The sequence below is a fragment of the Candidatus Babeliaceae bacterium genome, assembly GCA_041660765.1.
Lineage (GTDB): Bacteria > Babelota > Babeliae > Babelales > Babelaceae > JBAZVR01.
On record JBAZVR010000001.1, the window covers coordinates 726971 to 749318 of the forward strand.

Annotated in this window: 24 protein-coding genes and 1 pseudogene; 14 read left to right on the plus strand and 11 right to left on the minus strand. The window is 37.5% G+C overall.

What is annotated here, in order from left to right:
• Positions 1 to 3: 3 nt before the first annotated feature.
• The 3 genes from WC707_04105 (at position 4) to WC707_04115 (ending at position 2318) form a co-directional block, all read left to right on the plus strand.
• Positions 4 to 402 carry a hypothetical protein gene (locus WC707_04105; GenBank protein ID MFA6066332.1) on the plus strand — a complete coding sequence of 133 codons (399 nt, stop codon included), beginning with the start codon at positions 4 to 6 and terminating at the stop codon, positions 400 to 402.
• Between the two features lie 232 nt (positions 403 to 634).
• Positions 635 to 1588, plus strand: coding sequence for a hypothetical protein (locus WC707_04110; protein ID MFA6066333.1), 954 nt, complete (start codon positions 635 to 637; stop codon positions 1586 to 1588).
• Entirely contained in the window at positions 1581 to 2318 is a 738-nt protein-coding gene (locus WC707_04115; protein MFA6066334.1) for a hypothetical protein, read from the plus strand. The genes WC707_04110 and WC707_04115 overlap by 8 nt, the downstream gene beginning before the upstream one ends.
• Here the strand turns inward: WC707_04115 and WC707_04120 are convergent.
• From WC707_04120 to WC707_04130, 3 genes are read right to left on the minus strand one after another with little or no spacing between them, the layout of a single operon-like run.
• The gene (locus WC707_04120; GenBank protein MFA6066335.1) at positions 2300 to 2911 is read right to left on the minus strand and encodes a hypothetical protein; all 612 of its coding nucleotides are present in this window, start codon (positions 2909 to 2911) and stop codon (positions 2300 to 2302) included. The two genes, WC707_04115 and WC707_04120, sit on opposite strands and share 19 nt — an antisense overlap.
• 10 nt (positions 2912 to 2921) lie before the next feature.
• On the minus strand, positions 2922 to 4553 hold the full coding sequence (locus WC707_04125) for a cache domain-containing protein (protein MFA6066336.1): 1632 nt from the start codon (positions 4551 to 4553) through the stop codon (positions 2922 to 2924).
• 28 nt (positions 4554 to 4581) lie between these two features.
• Entirely contained in the window at positions 4582 to 5271 is a 690-nt protein-coding gene (locus WC707_04130; GenBank protein ID MFA6066337.1) for a Bax inhibitor-1/YccA family protein, read from the minus strand.
• 61 nt (positions 5272 to 5332) lie between these two features.
• Here WC707_04130 and trxA point away from each other — a divergent pair.
• The 8 genes and pseudogenes from trxA (at position 5333) to WC707_04170 (ending at position 10549) form a co-directional block, all read left to right on the plus strand.
• Positions 5333 to 5683, plus strand: a pseudogene (gene trxA / locus WC707_04135) (thioredoxin).
• A 117-nt stretch (positions 5684 to 5800) separates the two neighbouring features.
• On the plus strand, positions 5801 to 6253 hold the full coding sequence (locus tag WC707_04140; GenBank protein ID MFA6066338.1) for a hypothetical protein: 453 nt from the start codon (positions 5801 to 5803) through the stop codon (positions 6251 to 6253).
• Positions 6237 to 6680, plus strand: coding sequence for a hypothetical protein (locus WC707_04145; protein ID MFA6066339.1), 444 nt, complete (start codon positions 6237 to 6239; stop codon positions 6678 to 6680). The genes WC707_04140 and WC707_04145 overlap by 17 nt, the downstream gene beginning before the upstream one ends.
• 5 nt (positions 6681 to 6685) lie before the next feature.
• Positions 6686 to 7324: an ankyrin repeat domain-containing protein gene (locus WC707_04150; GenBank protein MFA6066340.1), complete on the plus strand. Its 639-nt coding sequence runs from the start codon at positions 6686 to 6688 to the stop codon at positions 7322 to 7324.
• A complete protein-coding gene (locus WC707_04155) occupies positions 7321 to 8115 on the plus strand; it encodes an ankyrin repeat domain-containing protein (GenBank protein MFA6066341.1) in 795 nt (264 codons plus the stop codon). Before WC707_04150 ends, WC707_04155 begins: the two co-directional genes overlap by 4 nt.
• A 36-nt stretch (positions 8116 to 8151) precedes the next feature.
• Positions 8152 to 8943 (plus strand): ankyrin repeat domain-containing protein, encoded by a 792-nt coding sequence (locus WC707_04160; GenBank protein ID MFA6066342.1) that lies wholly within the window; start codon positions 8152 to 8154, stop codon positions 8941 to 8943.
• Positions 8940 to 9761, plus strand: coding sequence for an ankyrin repeat domain-containing protein (locus WC707_04165; GenBank protein MFA6066343.1), 822 nt, complete (start codon positions 8940 to 8942; stop codon positions 9759 to 9761). The genes WC707_04160 and WC707_04165 overlap by 4 nt, the downstream gene beginning before the upstream one ends.
• Positions 9762 to 9763: 2 nt before the next feature.
• Positions 9764 to 10549 carry an ankyrin repeat domain-containing protein gene (locus WC707_04170; GenBank protein ID MFA6066344.1) on the plus strand — a complete coding sequence of 262 codons (786 nt, stop codon included), beginning with the start codon at positions 9764 to 9766 and terminating at the stop codon, positions 10547 to 10549.
• Positions 10550 to 10552: 3 nt separating this feature from the next.
• Here the strand turns inward: WC707_04170 and cysS are convergent, their stop codons facing one another.
• Entirely contained in the window at positions 10553 to 11878 is a 1326-nt protein-coding gene (gene cysS, locus WC707_04175; GenBank protein MFA6066345.1) for a cysteine--tRNA ligase, read from the minus strand.
• Between the two features lie 92 nt (positions 11879 to 11970).
• Between cysS and bamA the strand changes: the two genes are divergently transcribed.
• The gene (bamA, locus tag WC707_04180; GenBank protein ID MFA6066346.1) at positions 11971 to 14418 is read left to right on the plus strand and encodes an outer membrane protein assembly factor BamA; all 2448 of its coding nucleotides are present in this window, start codon (positions 11971 to 11973) and stop codon (positions 14416 to 14418) included.
• 9 nt (positions 14419 to 14427) lie between these two features.
• On the opposite strand, the gene WC707_04185 is transcribed toward bamA, so the two are convergent.
• From WC707_04185 to WC707_04195, 3 genes are all read right to left on the minus strand, one after another.
• Positions 14428 to 14790, minus strand: a complete 363-nt coding sequence (locus WC707_04185) for a hypothetical protein (protein ID MFA6066347.1) — start codon at positions 14788 to 14790, stop codon at positions 14428 to 14430.
• A 64-nt stretch (positions 14791 to 14854) separates the two neighbouring features.
• Positions 14855 to 15343: a hypothetical protein gene (locus WC707_04190; protein MFA6066348.1), complete on the minus strand. Its 489-nt coding sequence runs from the start codon at positions 15341 to 15343 to the stop codon at positions 14855 to 14857.
• A gap of 11 nt (positions 15344 to 15354) precedes the next feature.
• Positions 15355 to 15858 (minus strand): hypothetical protein, encoded by a 504-nt coding sequence (locus WC707_04195; protein MFA6066349.1) that lies wholly within the window; start codon positions 15856 to 15858, stop codon positions 15355 to 15357.
• 257 nt (positions 15859 to 16115) lie between these two features.
• Here WC707_04195 and WC707_04200 point away from each other — a divergent pair, with 257 nt between their 5' ends.
• Together WC707_04200 and WC707_04205 are read left to right on the plus strand one after the other, a co-directional pair.
• Positions 16116 to 16394: a hypothetical protein gene (locus tag WC707_04200; GenBank protein MFA6066350.1), complete on the plus strand. Its 279-nt coding sequence runs from the start codon at positions 16116 to 16118 to the stop codon at positions 16392 to 16394.
• Entirely contained in the window at positions 16391 to 18016 is a 1626-nt protein-coding gene (locus WC707_04205; GenBank protein MFA6066351.1) for a penicillin-binding protein 2, read from the plus strand. Before WC707_04200 ends, WC707_04205 begins: the two co-directional genes overlap by 4 nt.
• On the opposite strand, the gene WC707_04210 is transcribed toward WC707_04205, so the two are convergent.
• From WC707_04210 to WC707_04225, 4 genes are read right to left on the minus strand one after another with little or no spacing between them, the layout of a single operon-like run.
• Positions 18009 to 18401 (minus strand): hypothetical protein, encoded by a 393-nt coding sequence (locus WC707_04210; protein MFA6066352.1) that lies wholly within the window; start codon positions 18399 to 18401, stop codon positions 18009 to 18011. The two genes, WC707_04205 and WC707_04210, sit on opposite strands and share 8 nt — an antisense overlap.
• Before the next feature lie 34 nt (positions 18402 to 18435).
• A complete protein-coding gene (locus WC707_04215) occupies positions 18436 to 19662 on the minus strand; it encodes a clostripain-related cysteine peptidase (protein MFA6066353.1) in 1227 nt (408 codons plus the stop codon).
• A gap of 42 nt (positions 19663 to 19704) precedes the next feature.
• Positions 19705 to 20985: a hypothetical protein gene (locus WC707_04220; GenBank protein MFA6066354.1), complete on the minus strand. Its 1281-nt coding sequence runs from the start codon at positions 20983 to 20985 to the stop codon at positions 19705 to 19707.
• Positions 20985 to 22064 carry a glucokinase gene (locus tag WC707_04225; GenBank protein MFA6066355.1) on the minus strand — a complete coding sequence of 360 codons (1080 nt, stop codon included), beginning with the start codon at positions 22062 to 22064 and terminating at the stop codon, positions 20985 to 20987. The genes WC707_04220 and WC707_04225 overlap by 1 nt, the downstream gene beginning before the upstream one ends.
• Positions 22065 to 22348 lie beyond the last annotated feature (284 nt).

A 22348-nucleotide genomic window follows, 5' to 3' on the forward strand; every position in this document is an offset into this window, starting at 1 on the left:
ATCATGAAAAAAAATATTCTTATTATTGCATTAATAACATTACTCCCAACAACTCAATGCTTCAGCATAGAAACAAAAACAGTTCTCAGTTTCGGCGCTGGAATAATTCTTGTCGGTTTCAGCGTATGCCATGGAAACAAATGGCATACAATATATACACAACAAAAGCGTGATGCTAAAACTACGTCTGACACAATATCTACTGCAGCAAAAAGAGCCATAGACAACAACCGACAGGACGCAAAATTTTTCACTATAAGCTTAGGGCTTGCCGGACTTGGCTTATTGGCTTACTCAAGTTACTCATATTCACATGCCATGCCCTCTCATACGTATTGGCACAATGCTACCTCACTGTTCTTTCCAAAACAAAAAACTTTTTTAGGCTTTAAAGTCTATTAGCTTAAATCTTGACTAATACGCATTTCTGTAGTTTAATCATAAATAGTATTATTAAACTACAGAAAGAAAAAATCTCATGATGTTATCGCATAACATTTTCTCAGTTTCATTTTTTGCCCCAGCCAGAACTTTCATGGCAGCACTTCTTCTTTGGCCTTTGGCCTAATTCTTTTTTCTCCATCTTTCATTATGTAATTAAAAACTCTTTCTTTTTATTTTTTTAGGATAACTTATGAAAATAGTTATATCGTTCGCCATGCTATCATCCATGCTATATTTTTCTACACACGCTATGGAATTATCTCAAGAATCTATTGCGTCTTGCATAACAGAAAAACCAGCAACCATTCATATCTTTGGAGCCACGCCACGTTACTCAGCTTTTGAAAAATATATGCGTACGCTTACCGAAAACTATGCCGACCTCTCTGCACGTTATGCAAAAAACAAGCGTCTTAAGGGAATTGATGGGAATATCAAAAATTCTATCTGTGCTCTTGCACAAAATCCTGGACTAGAAGTACTTAAAAACAAGCTTGATACTCTTTCTCTCAAAGAACAAATACAGCTTTTTTTGACAACAGGCATAGAACAAAAAACGCTCAAGACTAATATACAACTATTACTTAATACAGCGCATAAAAATAAATCAGCCTCGCATCTTGTGCATATATTCATGCCCAGCTATTTTGCTGATGCGCAAGCATTAAACAAAAAGCCAGAGTGCGCAAAAACGCTCATCACGTTTTTAGAAGAATCTGCAAATTTTTATAAAAAGCTCTACCAAGAAGTAGACCACAGGGATATAAATATACACATTCTTATTCCCAAGCTTGAGCATTTTACCAATATGATAGAAAAAGCCAATACGATCAGCAAACTAGAAGCCAATACGCTCGTTCTTCAAGAAGAACTAACATCTCTTGGTCGCGATCACAATTTTGTATTACTTGATCAGGATATACAAGAATTGGAGCCCATGATCATCACTCTGCGCCAACAAGGCGTGCAACAGATAACAGGTACCGGTATACCGATAACCAATGCTGCGGGCTTCCCTAGTACCATATTTCACCCGTATATACTTAAACAAGACAAGAATTATCCTGCAGCAACTTCACCGATATTTAATAATACGCTTGTAGAATATGTACAAAAACAACACACAGATACTAATCATGAATAAAATACTATTAATAACTATCGCAAGCATTACTTTAATACTATCAGGCGTGCTTTACAAAAAATATATAAACGAGCGCTCAAAAAGAGTGCTTGTGTATACAGGCGATCAGGTTATATTGACTCACCATGCGCAACATGTTGCCTTGCTCGGCTGCACACCACATCCAACTGCATATCTTAAACGCAATAATAACAATGGTGAACTGTTGCGCACCCTCAAACTCGAAGATTTTTTAGATATCGAATACCTCAAAAACTCTTTCGAAAGAACATTTAGTTGTTGCAAAGAACAAAAAATAGATCATCTTATTATTGCTTATTTGCCCGTGTATTATGTCGATATGCGCGAGTTACTGGGTAAAGATTTTGTACAATATTGTCGTGTATTTCTTAACCGCATGGCGCAAGAAATGCCTGATATCATCGAAAAAACAGCACGAGCAAGCGCATTTACTGGTACAACAACACTAGTAATACCGCCTGATTATCAACTAGAACGCGTACCACATTATCTGAATGGTATGCCAGAACGTATAAAATATTTGATTAAGCAATTCCCACGCATAACAAATAAAGCAAAATTAGAAACAATCACCGTTATTAATAATACACAGTCGCAAGAAGATGATATGTTAATCGATTATTTGCAGTATGAGTATCTCTATGAAAAACCAATTACTTACAAAAAATGCGTCACCGGAAAAGACCGGTTTCACAAATACACGTTATAAGACTGCACGTGTACGTGTTCATGCTTTTTGTGCTCTTTATGACAAGCCTTTTTAGGCTTGTCACGAGCTATATCTTCTAATAATTGAGTTTGCTTTTTTTGCTCATACAACTGATTTTTTTGAATACGTTGCTGTTCAATAAATTGAGACTCTTGAGAGAATGTTTTTTGCTTTTCAACAATGCGCATCCAAACCAATAGATCATGTCGAAAATCTCGCAATTTATTATATAACGGGCGATCGAATAAACCGCGTTGCTCAAACCGACGAATATGACTATCAAGCAGATTGCTGTCTCGCTGCATAATATATACAGCTTTATGCAGTGGAGCTCCCTGAGATGCAGTAAGATGATCGTTGCCCACAAAAGACTCCCACAAATATGCAGAAAGCGGCACGTCACAATCACGTGCCACTAAACGAGCTTCTTCCGCAATAGTCGCATCATCAGCTTGCAGGAATGCATAATATCGACTATTCAAATGCATGTAATCATTATATGCGACAGAAAATACATCTTCTGTCGTGCGATGCATACATGACGTCATGGTCAACAGAACAACACCAAATATATACATAACGTGTAATTTCATGAATCCTCTATTATAAAAAATATCCTGCAGCAATAACATACGTACTTTCAGATAATTCTGGCATTGCTTCTCCCTCACGGATAACCGCAAGCTCTTCTGATATCGATTTACCTTTTTCAAGCTGCTTAACATACATTCTGCGACGAGCATTACGCATAGAATAATCTATCCAGCCACCACCAGCAGCCGCCGTTTGCAAAATTTTATCAGCAATACTTGCACCAGTTTCATCTTTTTTTTCCATTTCATTCGACCAAACTCTGCATTTATCAAGGCCTGCAACCAAGCAAGTTCCTTGATTATCGTATACAAAAATACATACATCTCCACGAATAAAATCACTATTATTACTCGTAAAAGCCTCTAACGCTTCTTCGATAGTATGTGATTGACCAAAGGCTATTGCTTTTTCAACCAATGATTGCACCGTGCGTGATTTTGATGTTGGCCAATAACCAGAACCTACTATATAATCACCCGATGGAATCTGAATTTTTTCTATATAAGCGTCTTTATAACCCTTTTTATCAATAAAACTTATCCATCCTTTACCAAAATTTTTCGCCTGATCAAGTACTCTTTGAGTAATAAATTTACCCTCAGGATCCTTAGAATTGCGCAAATTTTGATTAATAAAACCAGGATTTTCAGCATCTGCAAGCACAACACCATCAACATCATACACAAATATTGTTAAAGGCCCCTTAACAAACCCACCTGCTTTATTTGAAAAATCCGCCAATGCAACTTGTCGAGGATTTGATTTAAGATACGCTATCGCACGCTTTACAAAACTTTTAACGGTATCTTCATTAATATCAGGATAGTAACCACCACCAATAATATAACTTTTTTTGGTTTGAGGATCAGTAACTTTTTCTATATATGATCTTTTTTGAACGCCTCTATCGAGATAGTTAAGCCAACCCTTGCCTTCGGTTTGAGCTATTTTTACCATCTCTCTATTTCGATAAAAACCATTAGAATCTTGCCAATCAATAGAATTTTGCCCAACCAGCGAAATATCAGCCCCATGAGCCATTGTATTTGCATCTAAATCATATGCCCATAAATAAATGGGGCCGCGTACAAAAAAACCAATCGGGTTATTAATACGATCAAATGCCTCTTGAGCACCGCGCTCTTTTAAAAAACGAATAGCGTCACGCACCAGCTGTTGACAGATAAATTCATCTGATTCTGGATAAAATCCTGCACCAATAATAAACGTTTTACCATTTTTACTAACTGTCTTAACATATGATTGCTTATTGCTAAAATTTAAAATATAACTAACCCAGCCACCCTTTTCACCTTGCTGGAGCATATCTTCTATAAAATTGCTACCTATTGTATTTTTTTGAGTGGTAAAATTTTGCCAGACCATGTAAGGATTTTCATCGACATAACAAATCCCATCCCGTTCAAAAACAAAGATAAAAATCTCACCCTTTTTCCATTTGGAATCATTTTGAAACGATTGACACGCCCTCAAAAGAGGCTTTTCTTTAAAAAAAACCACCGCTTCTTCGACAAGTTTTTTACAATCAGCAATTTTAACTTTAATATCAACTTCAGTATCGGAGTTAGCCGCAAATGATATGCCCATCGAGCATAATAGTGCAAGGGAAATAAGCTTCATTACATCCTCTTTTTTTAAAAATAAAAAATTAATCTTGTTTTTTGTTTCCCATAATTCTCAATAAGCTTAAGAATAAATTAATGAAATCTAAATACAGCTGCAATGCGGCAATTAACGCAATTTTATCAGCACCTTGAGAATATCCATATGAAACAATCCCTTTAATACGTTGCATATCATAGGCAGTTAAACCGGCAAAGATAATCACTCCAAAAAATGCGGTCACAAGGTCTAGCACCGAGCTTTTAATAAATAAATTACCCACAAGAGCTAAGATCAGACCCCATAGCATCATGCCCATTAATGACCCAAGTGATGTTAAATCAGATTTTGTAACCGCACCGTATACCGCCATTGATGCAAACATTCCTGCCGCAACCATGAAGGTAACGACAATAGATGATGACGTATATACCAAGAAAATTGTAGAAAGCGTAACGCCTGTTAAAATCGCATACGCAATAAACAAACCGAATGCCGCTACAAAACTCAGTCGCATGATCATCATTGATAACACCATAACAACGGCTAATTGCGCTAAAAAAATACCGATAAAAATACCCGGGCTGCTGATCAATGAATGCATGATCGCAGGAGTCGCTGCAATGTAATATGCGGTAAGCCCTGTAATAGCAAGCGCTCCTGACATCCACGCAAAAACGCGATATATCGTATCCTTTACAGCCGCAGAACTTGTTGTTCCATAATAATTTTCCATAGCAGTACATCCTTCTTAACTATATAATTATGAACATAAATCTGATACCTTTTATAAGTATACCATAAAATTATTACCGAGAGGATACAATATGATACTAACCATCACTAAAGAAAACGTTAAACATGAAGTGCAAGAATCAAAAAAACCTGTTGTTATTGATGTTTTTGCAACATGGTGCGGGCCATGCCAACTCATGAAACCACTTTTTGAGCAACTCGCTCAAGAGCTCGGAGATTCCTATGTCTTTGGAGAATTAAATGTTGATGAATCACGCGAACTCGCAATCTCCTACGGCGTAACATCGGTTCCAACCTTTGTCTTTATTAAAAACAATCAAGTCGCAGGAAAAGCAACTGGCTACATGTCTAAAGATGAATTACAGACCAAGATAACCCAAATATTAGGCTAAATGAGCTTATTGAGCAAAGAGACTGGAATAAAAACCAGTCTCTTTGCCTTTACAATTTCCCATAGCGCATACTATATTAAAATAAAATATCCATTTATAGTTCTATAGGAGAGCGTCATGATAGCATCGCATTTATTGTTGTTTTTAATCTTAATAACACAGCTTAATGCGATGGAAAACGATCTCTATAAAATGGTAAAAATAAAAAACGAATCAACCTACACACTACATTTTGACTATGTTGGCATAGAAAACAGTCAGAAAAAAAAATTAATAACCACAATCAAACCGCATGATGAAACTGCCGTTGCTATGGCAAAAACCCCAGCACTATTGCCACTAAAATTACTTTCAGAAATTACTCTCGGAATAATAAACTTTCCACAGGACGCGCTTTTTGATAATTGGTTTAAAGAATGCACCATTACTTTACAAAATAATCAATTAGTAGAAAAATTCACTATTTCAAAAAAAAATTTCGATAGCATAACCGTTACTCAAGAAATCAATGGATTTGGCTTCGCCATAGAACATTTAAAATCATTGGAAAACTATGCATTTGAACAATAAATATATTCTATTCTTTTTTGGCTGTACCATAAACGCAGCGAACAACTTCAAAACAATTACTCTAGAAAACAAAACTGATGATCAAATAAATTTTATCTATGTAAGCAAAATAAACAACAATATCCAAGAATGCATAGCTGAAATCGATAAAAAATCGAGTATCTCTCTTGATATTGCAACCACAAAGCAGCCGTATTATCACAAGATGTTATCATTATTAAAAACAGAAAAAAATGCTGATGTTACACCTCAGAGCATGTGGCTGGGAAAATGCTTCATTAGCATATTGCGCCCCTGCATAACAACAAGTTTAATGATACCCGATAAAGATTTTAATAAAATTATAATAGAAAAAAATAATAAAAACACAATAATAAAAGTTTTTAGAACAGAAGACTATTATCAACAATACGTATTGGAGAAATAAAAGTAATGAATATTTTAATTATTATGCTCTATGCTACGCTCTTTTTATCACAGCCTCTGTCATACACAGGCAATAAACATTCAACCACCTATCAGCCCACCAAAAAAGAAAAAAAACTGATAGCCGCAATACAATCCGGAAAAATAAAAACCGTTCATAAGTTAATTATGCAAGATCCATCACTGCTAGAGAAAAGAACAAAGGGGAAAACCCCTCTGTTATGGGCAGCAGAATATGGTGAGCTTTCTATCATCGCACTCTTACAAGACAAAGGCGCCAATATCCATACGGTAGATATGAAACAAGAAAATGCATTAATGCTTGCCGCTGACAAAGGGCATACGACTGTTTGTCAGTATTTAATTAACGAAGGCATCGATATCAATGCCCAATCCATATTTGGGCACACTGCATTAATAGCAGCTGCATATGAAGGCTATACATCAATTTGTCAATTGCTTCTAGACCATAAAGCTGACATTAGTCTGCGTGACGACCGCAATCATGATGCATATGACTACGCTGCAGAACGAAGAAAACAAGTAACAACAGATAAAGTAAAAAATTATGAAAATATTATGCGTCTATTATTAGAAATGCAAAAACAGAGCGATCAACCGCCACTTAATTTGTTAAACCTATGAAATTGTATGTCATATTATTTTTTTTGAGCCCAAGCATAACATACGCGGGCAACACGCAAGCTCGGATATGTTATAGCACAGCACGCACACACAATAAAAAGCCCAATTCTTATTTAACTCAACGCTCAAAAAGAGTGCCTTCGCTCAAAATCTTGGCTGGACTTGCTGCCGTGACTTATACCGCTTCTAAAGACTACAAAAATACCAATTTATCAGTAGAGATTATCGAATACCTTACGCTTCTCGATATATGCAAAAATGATTATACTAACGGACTTATAATTACAGCGGCGCAAGGCAAAATAGAGTTTATTCAAGATTTTATTGATCTCGGCGCATCAGTCGAAACACAAACAAAACTTGATCAAGCAACGCCCTTATTATGGGCAACAGCACGCAACCATCTTTCTATTATCACAACATTACAATACAATGGTGCTAATATGCACGCCGTTAACATAGAAAAATCAAATGCGCTTATGATTGGAGCGTGCTATGGTCATTATGATGTTTGCCAATACCTCATTAAACAGGGCATAAACATCAATGAACAGAATCAGTGTAAATACAGTGCACTAATGTTTGCAGCTATATCTGGACAACCAAGCATTTGCAAATTGTTAATCGATAACGGAGCTTTTACCGAACTCACTAATAAAAATGAAAAAACTGCGTTACATCTTGCAGCAGAAAAACATGTAAAAATTAATGGACATGAGCAAGCAAAACTAGAAAGATATGAAAATATTATGCGCATATTATTGGACGCCAAAATAAAAGTAGCAAACTAATAGATCTATCAAATATATACAACACAGGAAATAAACATGAACTTCTACGCTCGTAGCACATTATTATTATGTATTTTAGGATCAAACATATTACACGCGGGCAATACACATGCACGAGCACGTAATAATGCAGCTGATAGCAAAAAGAAAAAATCTTATGTAAGGCAACAACCAAAAACAGTGCCGTCCCTCAAAATACTTGCTGGACTTGCAACGCTTACTTACAAAAAACCAAAAGAATACAGCAATTCAAATAAAATCCCCAGAGATCTTATCGCCTATCTCACATTTCTTAATATGTACAAAAGTAATTACTCTCAAGGGCTTTTATTTGCAGCAAAAGACGGCAAAAAAGAATTAATTCAAGATTTTCTTGATCTTGGCGCACCAATCGAAACAGGCGCCGGACTAGCAACCCCATTTCTCTGGGCAGCCCAAGAAGGACACTTGCCGATAGTCCAACTTTTGCAACAAAATGGCGCCAATATCTTCGCAATAAATTCTCAAAAATCAACTGCCCTTATACTCGCATCAATTGACGGCTATTATGATGTTTGCCAATACCTGATCAACCAAGACATACATGTAAATGCACAAAATAAATTTGGACACAACGCATTAATGTGCGCAGCATCAAAGGGACACTCGAACATCTGCCAACTATTACTTGATAAGAAAGCGCATCCTCAAGTCACCGATAATAACAATAGAACGGCCCTTCAACTTGCATTAGAAAAACAAAAAGAAATAAGATTTGATGAACGTGAAAAACAAAAAAACTATGAAATAATTACGCAGCTATTATTAACAGCTGAAAAACAAACATGAAATTTAACACTTATAACATCATACTGTTTTTATTATTTTTGAGTCAACACATAGTACACGCAGGCAATACGCAGAGTAGCAAAAAACAACCACCGCACAATATCGAACTTGATATTATAAAACGAAAACCCTATTTAACGCACAAGCTCAAAAAAGTACCATCGCTCAAAGTATTGGCTGGGCTTGCAACAGTAACCTACAAGAGTCCAGAACAATATACTAATACAAAAAAAATCCCCAAAACGCTTGTAAAATATCTTACATTTCTTAATGAGTACAAAAATAACTACTCTGCAGGGCTCATAATCGCAGCAGCACAAGGAAAAACAGAGCGTGTTCAATCTTTTCTTGATCTCGGCGTACCAGTTGACACACCAACTCATAATCAAGAAATAGCCACGCCGCTTCTATGGGCAGCTCAGGAAGGTCACTTATCCGTAGTCCAACTTTTGCAACAAAATGGCGCCAATATACATGCAACAACTTCACAAGGACTAACTGCACTTATACTCGGAGCACACAATAAACATTATGATGTTTGCCAGTACTGTATTGCGCAAGGCATAGATATAAATGCACAAAGTCAACTTAAAAACACCGCATTACACTGTACAATGAGAAATGGATGTATTCGCATATGCAAACTGTTGCTTAACAATGGAGCACTCACTCAACTCATCAATAACAAAGGAAAAACAGCACTACAACGCGCATTAGAAAAACAAAAAGAAATAAACCCTCATAAACACGAAAAACAAGAAAACTACGAAATAATTATAGGTATGCTATTAGTACATATAGAAGAACACGGAGTATAAACATGTTTTTTTACGTTATATTATTTTTTTTGAGCCCAAGCATAGCATACGCGGGTAATACACACACTCGCATATGTTATAGCAAAGCCTGCACTCAACCTAAAATGCCACGCTCTTATTTAACGCAACAACCCAAAAGAGTGGCCTCACTTCAAATATTAGCAGGGCTTGCTATTGTTACTTATACAGCGCCGACAACATACAATAATGCAACAAAAATACCTCAAGAACTCATTAAATATCTTAACTTTCTTAATGAATATAGAGACAATTATTCTTTGGGTCTTATAGTCGCAGCACAGGAAGGCAAAATAGAGTTTATTCAAGATTTACTTGATCTCGGAGCATACACCGAAGGACATACAAAATCGGAAGCCGCAACGCCACTTCTCAGAGCGGCACAAGGGGGATATTTATCAATAATTGAACTTTTACAGCGCAATGGTGCCTCGATGAATGCTTTGAGCTCCCAAAAAGCTAACGCGCTTATTATCGCGGCGGGACATGGCCAATATAGCATTTGCGAATATCTCATTAAACAAAATGTATATATAAACGCGCAAACTCAATGCGGGCGCAGCGCATTGATGTTTGCGACTATATATGGCCATGAGCAGACGTGCAAATTATTAGTTGATAATGGGGCTCTCATCCAACTCGTCGATGAAGATAGCAAAACGGCACTTCATTTTGCAGCAGAAGAGTATGCAAAAACAGCACTATCTCATCATGAAAAAGAACAAAAATATAAATCTATTATACGACTTCTATTAGACGCCACAAAATAAGTCTCACGTCAGCTTTTTATCCTGAACAATGTATCCCAATGCTTTAAGCTCATCTCGTAATGCGTCTGATTGCTGCCAATCTTTAGTGCGACGAGCGAGTTCACGGGCATCTAGTAATTTTTGAATTTCTGGCGTAATAATAATTTCTTTTTTAACTTCTGGAATTAATGATAAGCCCAAAATGTTTGTAAAAATGTCTTTTACCGCAATCTTTTGAGAATCATCTTCTTGCACTTCTTTACTATGCTCAAAAAAAACGCCCAACATGCCCGGTATATTAAGATCATCAAGCAAATAAGTCATCATAGCATCAGCAACTGACGTTGACCCAGAATTTTTAGTTGTTACGGTATCATAAAAAAGCTTGCAGATTCGCTGATACGTTGTATGTGCAACATCCAAATCATCAAAAGAAAAATCAAGCGGGGAGCGATAATGATGACTTAACAACATATAGCGCAATGCCATCGGGCTATATTTTTCAAAGATGTCATGCAGCGTCAAAAAATTACCCAAAGATTTTGACATCTTTTCTTGATCAATGCGCACAAAAGCATTATGCATCCAATATCGCACAAAAGGCACTGCCTGCACCGATTCTGTCTGAGCAATTTCATTTTCATGATGGGGGAAAATCAAGTCCATGCCCCCGGCATGTATATCGATCGTGCTCCCTAAATATTTGCGCGCAAGCGCGGAACATTCAATATGCCAACCAGGTCTACCAAAGCCCCAGGGACTTTCCCAGCCAACCGCATCATCAGACTTTTTCCACAGAGCAAAATCTAAGGGATCTTGCTTGTCTTCATTAACACTGACGCGCGCGCCGGCGAGCATATCGCCCAGATTGCGCTTGGATAATTTGCCATATTCAGCATAGGTTTTTAAAGAAAAATAAACATCGCCCTGCCGTTCATAGGCATGACCGCTATCAATTAATTGTTTAACAAAAGATATAATTTCTGGAATATGTTGCGTAACGCGCGGCTCAATGTTCGGTTTGAGGCAGTTGAGTGCGCGCATATCTTTTTCATAAGCCGCAATAAAAGTATCTGCGATTACACGGTATTTTGTTTCATCGTTATATTCTTTTTTTGCTTTATTAATAAGCTTATCATCAATATCTGTAAAGTTTCTGCAATACATAACGGTATATTTTTTTGAAAGAAGCCTATACAGAACATCAAAAGTAACATAACATCTTCCATGGCCAATATGAGCGTAGTCATAAGGAGTAATTCCACAAACATACAGAGTAATTTGATGAGCATCCATAGGTATAAAAAGCTCTTTTTTGCCACTAAAAGTATTCGTGATGAGTAGTTTCATGAAAATATCCTTATTACATTTTTTATCAGAAATAGTATCATAATTAAATCTCAATGAAAATCAGTTATGCTATGGGTTTCAGGAGCAGCAGAATGTCTTACACAACGCGCCACCTCTTTATACTTTGGTTATCCATTATGAATAGTGGCAATCTTTATAGTAACGAAATCAACAATTCTGCTCTGGCAGAGTATGATCTTATACCTAAAAGGATTAATGCCATTACCATATCCGGTAACATAGTCGTCTCAACGTCCGCAATAGAAAGTAAAATACCTTACAAGAAAAATGATATTTTTAAAGCATCAAAATCTAACGCGTTAATAAAGACATTATTTAATCTAGGCTATTTTAGAAATATCAAAGTAATGACGGAACCCGTCAGCGATTCTCTTATTAATATTATCATTATTGTCGAAGAAAAAAATAAAGTCGAAAATATTATATATACAGGCAATAAACATCTCACTGCTGATGAAATAGAAAAAAAGATTCATATTTCTGAAATCAAATCAATAGATCCGGAAGAACTTCCCAATCTTGAAGAACAATTAAAAAAATTATACATAGAAAAAAGTTATCATAACGCCACGATTACAAGCTCGCTGGTACAAACAGCAGAAAATCGAGTAAATCTAGAGTTTTGTATAGAAGAAGGAGAAAAATCTCTCATCAAGCGAGTATTTTTCACGGGAAACAAAACTATCCCGAGCAGAAAACTTCGGACACTTATTTTTACTCGAGAAGATTGGATATTAGGTTTTTTTGATAAAGCTGGTAGCTATCAACCTGATGCCATAGAATATGATAAACATGTTATCGAAAATTTTTATCAAAGTAATGGCTTCTTAACCGCACATGTTACAGACGCTCTTGTGGAAACAGACCCGTGCAATAAACATTTTACCGTTACATTTGTCATAGAAGAAGGTGATATCTATGCAATAAACTCGGTAACTGCAAATGGCACAGACGTAATGCCATCAGAACATGTGGTTGCGCGCATTCCCATAAAACCAGGACACGTCTATTCCAAAGAAATGGTCAGAACAACGATGGAAGCTCTCCGGCTCATGTGGGGGGAATTTGGGTACATTTATGCTGACGTTCAACCAAATATCAAACCAAACGTCGCAACAAAAACAGTTGATCTTGAATTTATTACCGATCTTGGCAATAAAATTAATGTTAATCGCATTAACATTATTGGTAACAAAAAAACTCGTGACAAAGTAATTAGAAGAGAATTTATTGTCAATGAAGGAGAAATGCTCACTTCATTTGCCATGGAAGAATCAAAACGTCGCGTAGAGTTACTCGGTTATTTTGATCAAAAAAATGGCGTAAACTGGAAAATATCACGTATTAATGAAAAAGAAGCGGATCTTGATCTTATTCTTAAAGAAGTAAAAACAGGAAAATTATTTGGCCAAATCGGCTTTGGCGGCTTGGATGACATAAAATCACCATCACAATCCTTCAAATTTGGTGGCGGCATACAAGATACCAATTTATTGGGCACCGGTATTAGTTACAATGCCAATGGCACGTACTCGTTCCAAGACAGCACATTATCCGCCAGCATTGCAACACCATGGCTCTTTAATAGGCCGATCAGAGCGGGCATCGATGTTAATCATCGCGACACGATATACGATGATTTTAAAAACGTTAATACAACGCCGGCAGAACGCACAACCGGCTTTGTTGGTAATCTTGGGCTCAAGGTTCCGCGGTTATATTATTCTGTTGTATTATGGGATGGCGGCTGGGATAAAATTAGATACAAATCACCAATTCTTGCTGTGGTTGGACCTCAAGAACAGGCGTTTCAGCCGGGTGTTCAAAAAATTATTGATAATGCATTTATACCCGGTAATTTAGCCTGGATAGGTCTTTCTTCGGTACAAGATTTACGCAACCATCCAACGTTCCCTACCAGTGGTCACCAATGGATTGTCAACACAAAAGTAGGCATACCACATAATGCTCCAGGTAATTTTGGATTTTTCAAATTTGATGCGGACATAAAATATTTTACCCCATTAATCGACGTCTACAATCTTGTCTTGTATATGCATGGTCACGTGGGGCTTATAGCACAACTCGGCAAGCATGAAGTTCCGTATCGTGAGCTGTACCATATTGGTGGTATCGCTACCGTGCGTGGGTTTGAATTTGGTCAAATTGGGCCACAACTTGCCGTACCTAATAATGACATGCTACAAACAAGTTCGTTGGGCGGCAAAAAAGCGTTCTGGCTCAATCTAGAATTACAATTCCCGATTACTCCGGACATGGGTTTGCGCGGCGTCTTCTTTTATGATGGCGGAGCCGGTTGGGATGTTCCAAATGGCAACACGCTCGACCCGCTTCTATTACGCAACAATCATTTTAGTTATCGCCATTCGATTGGCCTTGGTGTACGGCTCTTATATCCAACGCCCGTACGTATAGATTGGGGCTTTAAGCTTGATAGAAAGAAAAAGCGTGGAGAATCGGCAAGCGAAATTCACTTCACCGCCATTCAAGAATTTTGATGCTGTTTTTTACCCAATCATGCGCGGCATTTTTGGATTACGCTTTAATGATAGTATCAAGCGAGATGTTTCAGCATTATAGCCGATTTCAAGAATACCATGAGCAGAAAGAAAATCGTACGTAACAGAACCACGTACTCGTTCATAGCCATCATCAAGAACAACCGCCTGAATGTGTGCCAGCATACCAGTTCTCAAGACATCAGTTGCCAAATTTGCTGATGAATGGGGTTGAACTTCAACGGTTTTTGCTGCCTCCATCGGCGATGTCATATAGCCAACACGTACCGTAAAATCAGTTGTATTGTTAATTTCAATGCCATATGCCGTACATGCGACCAAAAAACTCAGTATGCTTACTATTTTCTTCATAAAATTCTCCTCGTAAAAAGCTGCGGTGAGGGCACCAGAGGCATTCCCCACCGCACACATAATTTTAATAAGCAGCCGGTTGCGATATAGGCTGATTTTGGTCCAATGAAGTTTCATGTGTTTTTCTAGAAAATAAAACTAAATTTACTGGATCCTGAATGTAAGCAGCGTTGGGATCGGCAACAGCCACAATAGGTTTTCCTAAATTTAAGTTTACTTCCGTCCTGTTTCCGCCAGGACAAACTCTTTTATAAAAATATTTGACCGAAATATCATCGCCATACTGGCTTGCAGGATTTAAAAAACCTAACTTAATCGGTCTACCGTCTGGATTAGGTAATGTTTCTGCCCTAACCTTGGTAATCCACCAAGCCCCAACATTATAAGTTCGCATACTATGAGGAGGCACATTAAACGTAAGTGGATCTCCAAGCTTCATTAAAGATATTTTTACTTCTTCATCAAGTCCATTAAGTATTTTAAATTGATCACACAATACAGCATTTGTAATCGTTAAAATAAGTACAGAATATAATAATAGTTTTTTTTCCATAGTATTATTCCTTAACAATTCAAATAATAATTTTTAATTTTACCCTGTAGCTCAGAATTAGTTCCACTTCTAAGTGATGTTAATGAAAGATTACCGGAATCAATAAGAAGCCGATCATCTTCTTTGTACCCAGCATTGGTAGCGCTAGAACTACCAGTACCACTATAATCACCCGTGCCAAGGTTGGCGTTAACTGTAGTAGTATTAGTACCAACAGGCGCTTTTCTTTTATAATAATTAACGGTTATTTCATCAGAATACTTACCATCCGGATTCAGAAAACCTTCTTTGCCAGAATCTGTCCACACGTACACCTCACGAACCTGCTTTGGAAAGCTTCGCTCAGATCTTTTTTGACCAATAGGAACATCAAAATCAATATCACCAGCAGCTATCGTATCCAACTTAACGTGTATAAGCTCTTTGGTGCCATTGGTTATGTGAAAATCACATAAAATATCGGTAATCAACGTTGTTGATAGAAAAACACCTAACAACAATAATAGTTTTTTCATTACTACCCCTTTTACATTAATTCAAATTGTGTAATTTACTACATAATTAATACTAATAAATTTATAATATAAAAGTAAATAATTTATATAAAAATTACTTATTTTAGGGGTAAACTCTGTGATACGGTTATAGTGGTTTACGCCGCTTCGTCCTTCGGACTACGACGGGCGCTCGAGATAAGCGAATTTCGCTCATGGTGAGTGCCGACCGTAGGGAGGTGTATCGAACCATAGCGAACGTATACTTAGGAGAAAACATGACCAAAAACATATCGATACTCAGCATAGTCGGGGTGCAGTTATTGCTTATTTTTTTTTACATCCATCATAATAGCCGGTTAATTAAGCTATCCTACGAAAAACAAAAAAATACAGCGACCTATCAAAATCTACTCAAAGAAAAAAGTGAATTACAACGGCAATTAGAAGAGCTCAATAATCTAAAAAATGTAAAAGAATATGCAACAAACACATTACACATGGTTCCTCAACGACTTGCTGCCATAACACCACTCTATCGCGATCAAATAACATGACAACAAGCCACAAAACGCGATTAATTGGCATATTTTTTGGATTTTTACTTTTTTTTTGCGTCATCACCGCAAATCTGATACGCATACAGTACTTTCAACAAATTTTCTTTAAAAATTTGGCACAAACACAATACCTGCTCACTATTACAGAAGAATCATCGCGAGGGGAAATGTTTGACCGGTATGGAAAGCCGCTAGCAGTTAATACAGAAAGTACTTCTGCCTTTATCACACCATCAACGCTTAAAGAAAAAGAATTAATACACACCTTTCTTAAACAGGAATTCCCTCAAGCGTATCAAAGATTATTACGTAACCCGTATGCAAAATTTATGTACATAAAGCGAAAGCTTTCCCCAGAAGAACTGCTGGCAATTAACAATGCCAACCTCAAAGATATTAATATGTTACAAGAAAAAAGCCGCCTCTATCCATATCCATGCACAGGTATTATTACCGGCATGACAGATATCGATAACAATGGCCTCTTTGGCATAGAACTTTCTTGCAACACTCTCTTAAAAGGAGCTCCGACAATCTATCTTTTGGAAAAAGAAGCACGATCGCGCTATTTTATCAAAAAGGAAATAGAACAGTCAGGCGTATCAGGCAATAATCTTACGCTCACGATAGATCGCGATTTACAATTTTTGGTCCATGAAGAACTCAAAAATACAGTAGAAAAACTACATGCCAAAGAAGGCTCCGTTATTATTATGGACCCACTCACTGGCGATATCATTACCATGGTCCATTATCCAGATTATACAACCCAAACTATGCATGACATATCACTCACTAAAAATAGCCTTATCAGCAATGTCTATGAATTTGGGTCCGTTATGAAAATATTCCCAGCACTTGCAGCCCTCGAAGAACATCTCGTAACACCAGATGAAATAATAGATTGCGAAAACACAAAAACAACCTACATTGATGGCGTACGAGTCAATACATGGAAAGCTCATGGCGCAATAACTTATGCCCAGGTGATCGAATGTTCCAATAACATTGGTACATCAAAAGTAACTCAACGGCTTGGGCCATTATTATATGACCACCTTAAACAATGCGGCTTTGGCCAAAAAACACATATAGCATTACCGGGGGAACAAAAAGGTTTTATTAATCCACCAGAACGGTGGAGCAACGCTTCGCTATTTTCTCTTTCATTTGGATACGAAATCAACGCAACGCTCCTACAACTTGCTCAGGCGTTTTGCATGATTGCCAATGGCGGCTATATTATTACACCAAAAATCTTATTACACGATCCCATCAAAAAATCACTACACCCAATCTATTCAGACAATACTATAACAACTATGCGCACTATCTTAACTAATACCATTAACCATGGAACAGCTTACAAAGCAAAAATAGATGGATATACCATCATGGGTAAAACGGGTACGGCAAATTTATTAGATGATACGGGCGAATATAACAAACATCGCAATATATTTACCTTTATTTGCAACATAGAAAAAGGTACCTATAAACGTGTTATAGGTACCTTTATTAAAGAAATTCCACAAAAAAATGTATTTGCCTCAACAACGGCGGTTCCACTCGGAGAACGCGTTGCCCATACCATGCTCATTCACGACAAAATCATTTGATGCTGAATTTGCACAATTGACTTTTCACAGAACCTGATTGATGAAATGATAAAATTTTACCAGATGATGGAATACACACAACGTCTGCATCATGAGTATTAGTCAACTGGCCTACCCCCATCAACCATAGGATATGAGTATAATCTTGCGTAACTCCCAATTCTTCATCCCGATGCGGTATTGATAGTACTCGTAAAATTTCTAGTTTTTGTTGATCTTTAAATACAGACCACGCTTCCTCTTTATGATTAAAAATGTGCAAAACACTATAAGATGCCTCATCGCACATGAAATCAGCTTGACGACAATATAATTGGGGGGACGGTTCAACCTGCTGTTCCATGCAACAAAGAGAAAAACTCGTCAGTAATACAAACAACAACATACTATTACTTTCTTCTATATAAGAGCCTAAAAAATCAATGTGAACAATTATGCTCACGCAATAAAAACATACGTAAAAATTCTAACCAGCCTGGATGTTTAATAGACCAATCAAGAACGTAATACGATGAATGAATTCTCTTATTGCGCGGCAAATAAACAGATATGCCAGCAGCACCAGCCGCGTCCTTACCAACCACATTAGCAATGACACAATTTTTTAACAATAATCGCGCCTCAAATAATGCATTTTTTAAAGAAGCAGCAATTTTTTGCGCTTCTAGGCCAACAATCGGCATGGTTGCAAGTGATGTCAACAAGTTCGCATAAAAATTATCCATATCAATATAATTGCCATCATCAAAGGACACGCATGAACGCGCGGCAATTGCTTGAGTAAGCGCTGCAGATACAATAAGACAATTTTGGCTTGCCAAAAGATTAATCAATAACTCAGAAATGGTATCAATATTTACTACAAATTTTTTAAAATCAGCAAGACAGACTGCAGAAAGCGTATAATCATTGGTGAGCGTCTGATACGTTTGTTTATATGCTGCAACCCATGCTCGAGCAATATAATCAGGATCGGTTACGCTATAAGAAAAAGGTGCGAATGCACGCGTATAATTCCAACCAGGACCAGGAATAGTTTGCTGAGATGAAACAACATAATCAACATATGGTTCAAGCGTAGCATGCAACTCAGCCGATGCCATCAAACAGGCATCCCACCCAACAATATCAATCTTTTTATGCAATACAGTATCAGTAACAAGCTTAAATGCATTACGCAAGTCCACATCAGTCAAATAATGCCCGGTAGAAAAATCATAACAAACGCCCCTCGGTTGACGATTCAACGGCCCGCTTCCATGATCCCAACCAATAAAAGCAACGTGATCCGCAGGATACTCTGCATATGCCCATGAACAAGCATCAACCACCGTTTTCCCAATACCACTATCAATATTAATATCCTGCGCCAGCGTAACCAGCTGATTTTTATTAACAATAATTTTTTGGGCAATCTTTTTACCACCAGATCTTTTACATAAATAAACCAATATATTTACCGTATCGTTAGACCCAATCTTCATCATTTGCTTAAGATTAAGATCAACAAATTGGTACAAATCATTATCACCGGCAATATACACTAATACCGTCCATGGCTTTTTTACCGCACAGAAAGCTGAGTTGGCCACCAACCCAACAATACACACCATCATCAACGCGTACGTTTTTAAACAAATCTTCATACAACTACTCCCCTATAAAAAATAAATAGACCATTTTTTAATTTACAATGCTAAAAATGCACGCGCCTCCCGCTTGTACAATTCAACCTGCGGCTGATCAAATGGATTAACTCCCATCAAATACGCAAGATACACTATTTCTAACATAGAACTTTGCATATACACGCCGAGCTCATACAACGACTGATTCTGTAATGCAATCGTCATATATGCACAATGTTCTTTATAATACGCCTGAGTAACACCATAAATAATGCTCTCCTGTACCGTACCAAGAGCAAGACCACCCGCCTGTATACCATTGGAAAATGCATTACGCGCAATCGTCATCGAAGAAATATTATTTTTTGACATAAGAAACGTGGTAAATCGATTCTTCTGCCCACCAAGGTACAACTGTGCAACCGAATGCAAATCAACCGTACCCAATGAGACCGTAGGCAAAATACCCTGACCAGCCTTACCCAAACTTTCTGCCATCAACTGCCGATACCACGCACCCAACAATGTCCATGCCGGATTAAAAATAAAAAGATCATGAATAACAATGCCACGTGCGTAATGGGCGTACAGTAATGCCGCTCTTACCGCCGCTTTATTATCAAAACTTACCTGCGTACATAGATTATTTTCTGCTGCAGCGCCCTGCAATATGGCATCAATATCAATACCAAGCATACCCAATGGAAATAAGCCAACCGCAGAAAAAACCGAATAACGTCCACCAACATGCGTTGGTACTATCAATAAAGAAAAATTATTATGCCGAGCACATGCGGCAAGCGGCGAGTGCTCATCCGTTGTAACAACCACCAACTCACGCGCATCATTTGGTCTATATTGAGCAAGCAGATCATAAAAAATCGCGGCATTAATAACCGTTTCTGTCGTTGAGCCTGATTTACTCACAATATTAATCAAAACTTTCTTACCAGCCTGTAAAAAACCCTCTACCAGCGTTACAAGCTCCTGCGTATAACCACTGTCTATAGTATCAGCGCAGTATAACAAAATATTATTTTTAAAATCAGCATTACCCATGACGCCATGTATTGCTTGATACAGCGCACGCGCTCCGGCATCAGAGCCACCAATACCTATCAATAATAGTACATCAATTCCAAGCGCTTTTTTTTCTTCTATAAGTTTTTTACAAGAAGCGTGATATTCATAAAAAGTTGGGAGATTAACCCAAGCATATGGCGTCGAAAAATCTTGTTTTTGAATAGTGGTTTCTACACGTGCCATCTCTGGCTCAAGCTGCGTAATATACTTCAGCAACTCATCATCAGAAATTAAACATGTTTTTTTATATACGTACATTATACTATCACCTTTTGTTCATACAATTGCAGAGCTATAACAGCTCCATATAAATTAATATTATAATCGGCGATAACAAAAAGCGGTACCTTAGACAAAACGTCACTCAATCTATTGCCCGCTACAAACTCATCAAAAAACAATGTGCTCGTAAACAGATGCACATTATGCGTCGCAATTCCACCCGCTATGTATAACCCATTTAATGCAAGCGCATCTAGCGCAAAATTTTTTGCACATCGTGCATACAACTTGGTATACAACAACATAGTATCATAACAACGCGGGTCCTCTTGCGCATACAACGATATTTTGTCTGGCTGGAATGACTCTGTTTTTATAATCTCTGTAACATCTGTTACAACATATTTTTTTGTTGTACCCAAAAAGGCATACAATCTCTGAATGCCCCTGCCAGAAAGAACATCTTCCCAAGACACCATCATAGTATTATTTTTTTCTTGCCGTATAAAAGCAAAAAGATTGTAATCAAACGGCGTTTGTCCTGTACATTCGGCATGCCCGCCTTCAGATGCATAGGGCACATATCTTTGTATATGCTCATGCCACACGAGCATACATTTTCCCATCCCCGTGCCGGCACCAATACATGCCTTATGCGCTTTTGGTCTCGGCTCTCCCTCATGAATAGTTACAATATCTTTTTGATCAATATAATCTATCCCGCAACCAACCGTTTCAAAATCATTCATAAAAACAACATCGGCAATGCCCGTATTTTTTTTGATACTCAATGCATCAACCGTTACCGATAGATTGGTAGGCCGTGCACTATCACGATGTGACGAAACAATACCCGCAATACCAAAACACGCAGTAGAAAAGGTAATACCGTACACCTGCTTAATATACGCCATCAATTCTACACACAATTGTGTATAATCATGCACCATGTGGCTTTTAAAATGGAATGAAAACAACAACGTTATATCGGCACGAGTGACATCAAAAATACCAAAACTTGTATTTGTTCCGCCAATATCACCCGCCAAAAAAAATTGACCGTTTTTATTGTCAAAAGCATTTGTGTAAGCAACTTCACGCATTGATTGCAACATGCGTTTATCTCGATGGTATAAGGGTTATACGTTATGCATGAGCATACCACACCCCCCGTTCATAAAAAAAGATTATTGTTTTATTACCAACTTTTAGATACAACTAAATACATAACGCTTCAACCCTTACTAGAAATCTCTCGATACGAATTTCTTCGAAATTCACTCGAGATGAGCGAGGGGCTTCGCTCGTGGCGAGTGCCCTGCGTAGCTCGCAGAGCGTAGTAGGGTGTATCGAACCACAGCGAAAGCGTAAACAATACATACTAACAAAACGGGAGACC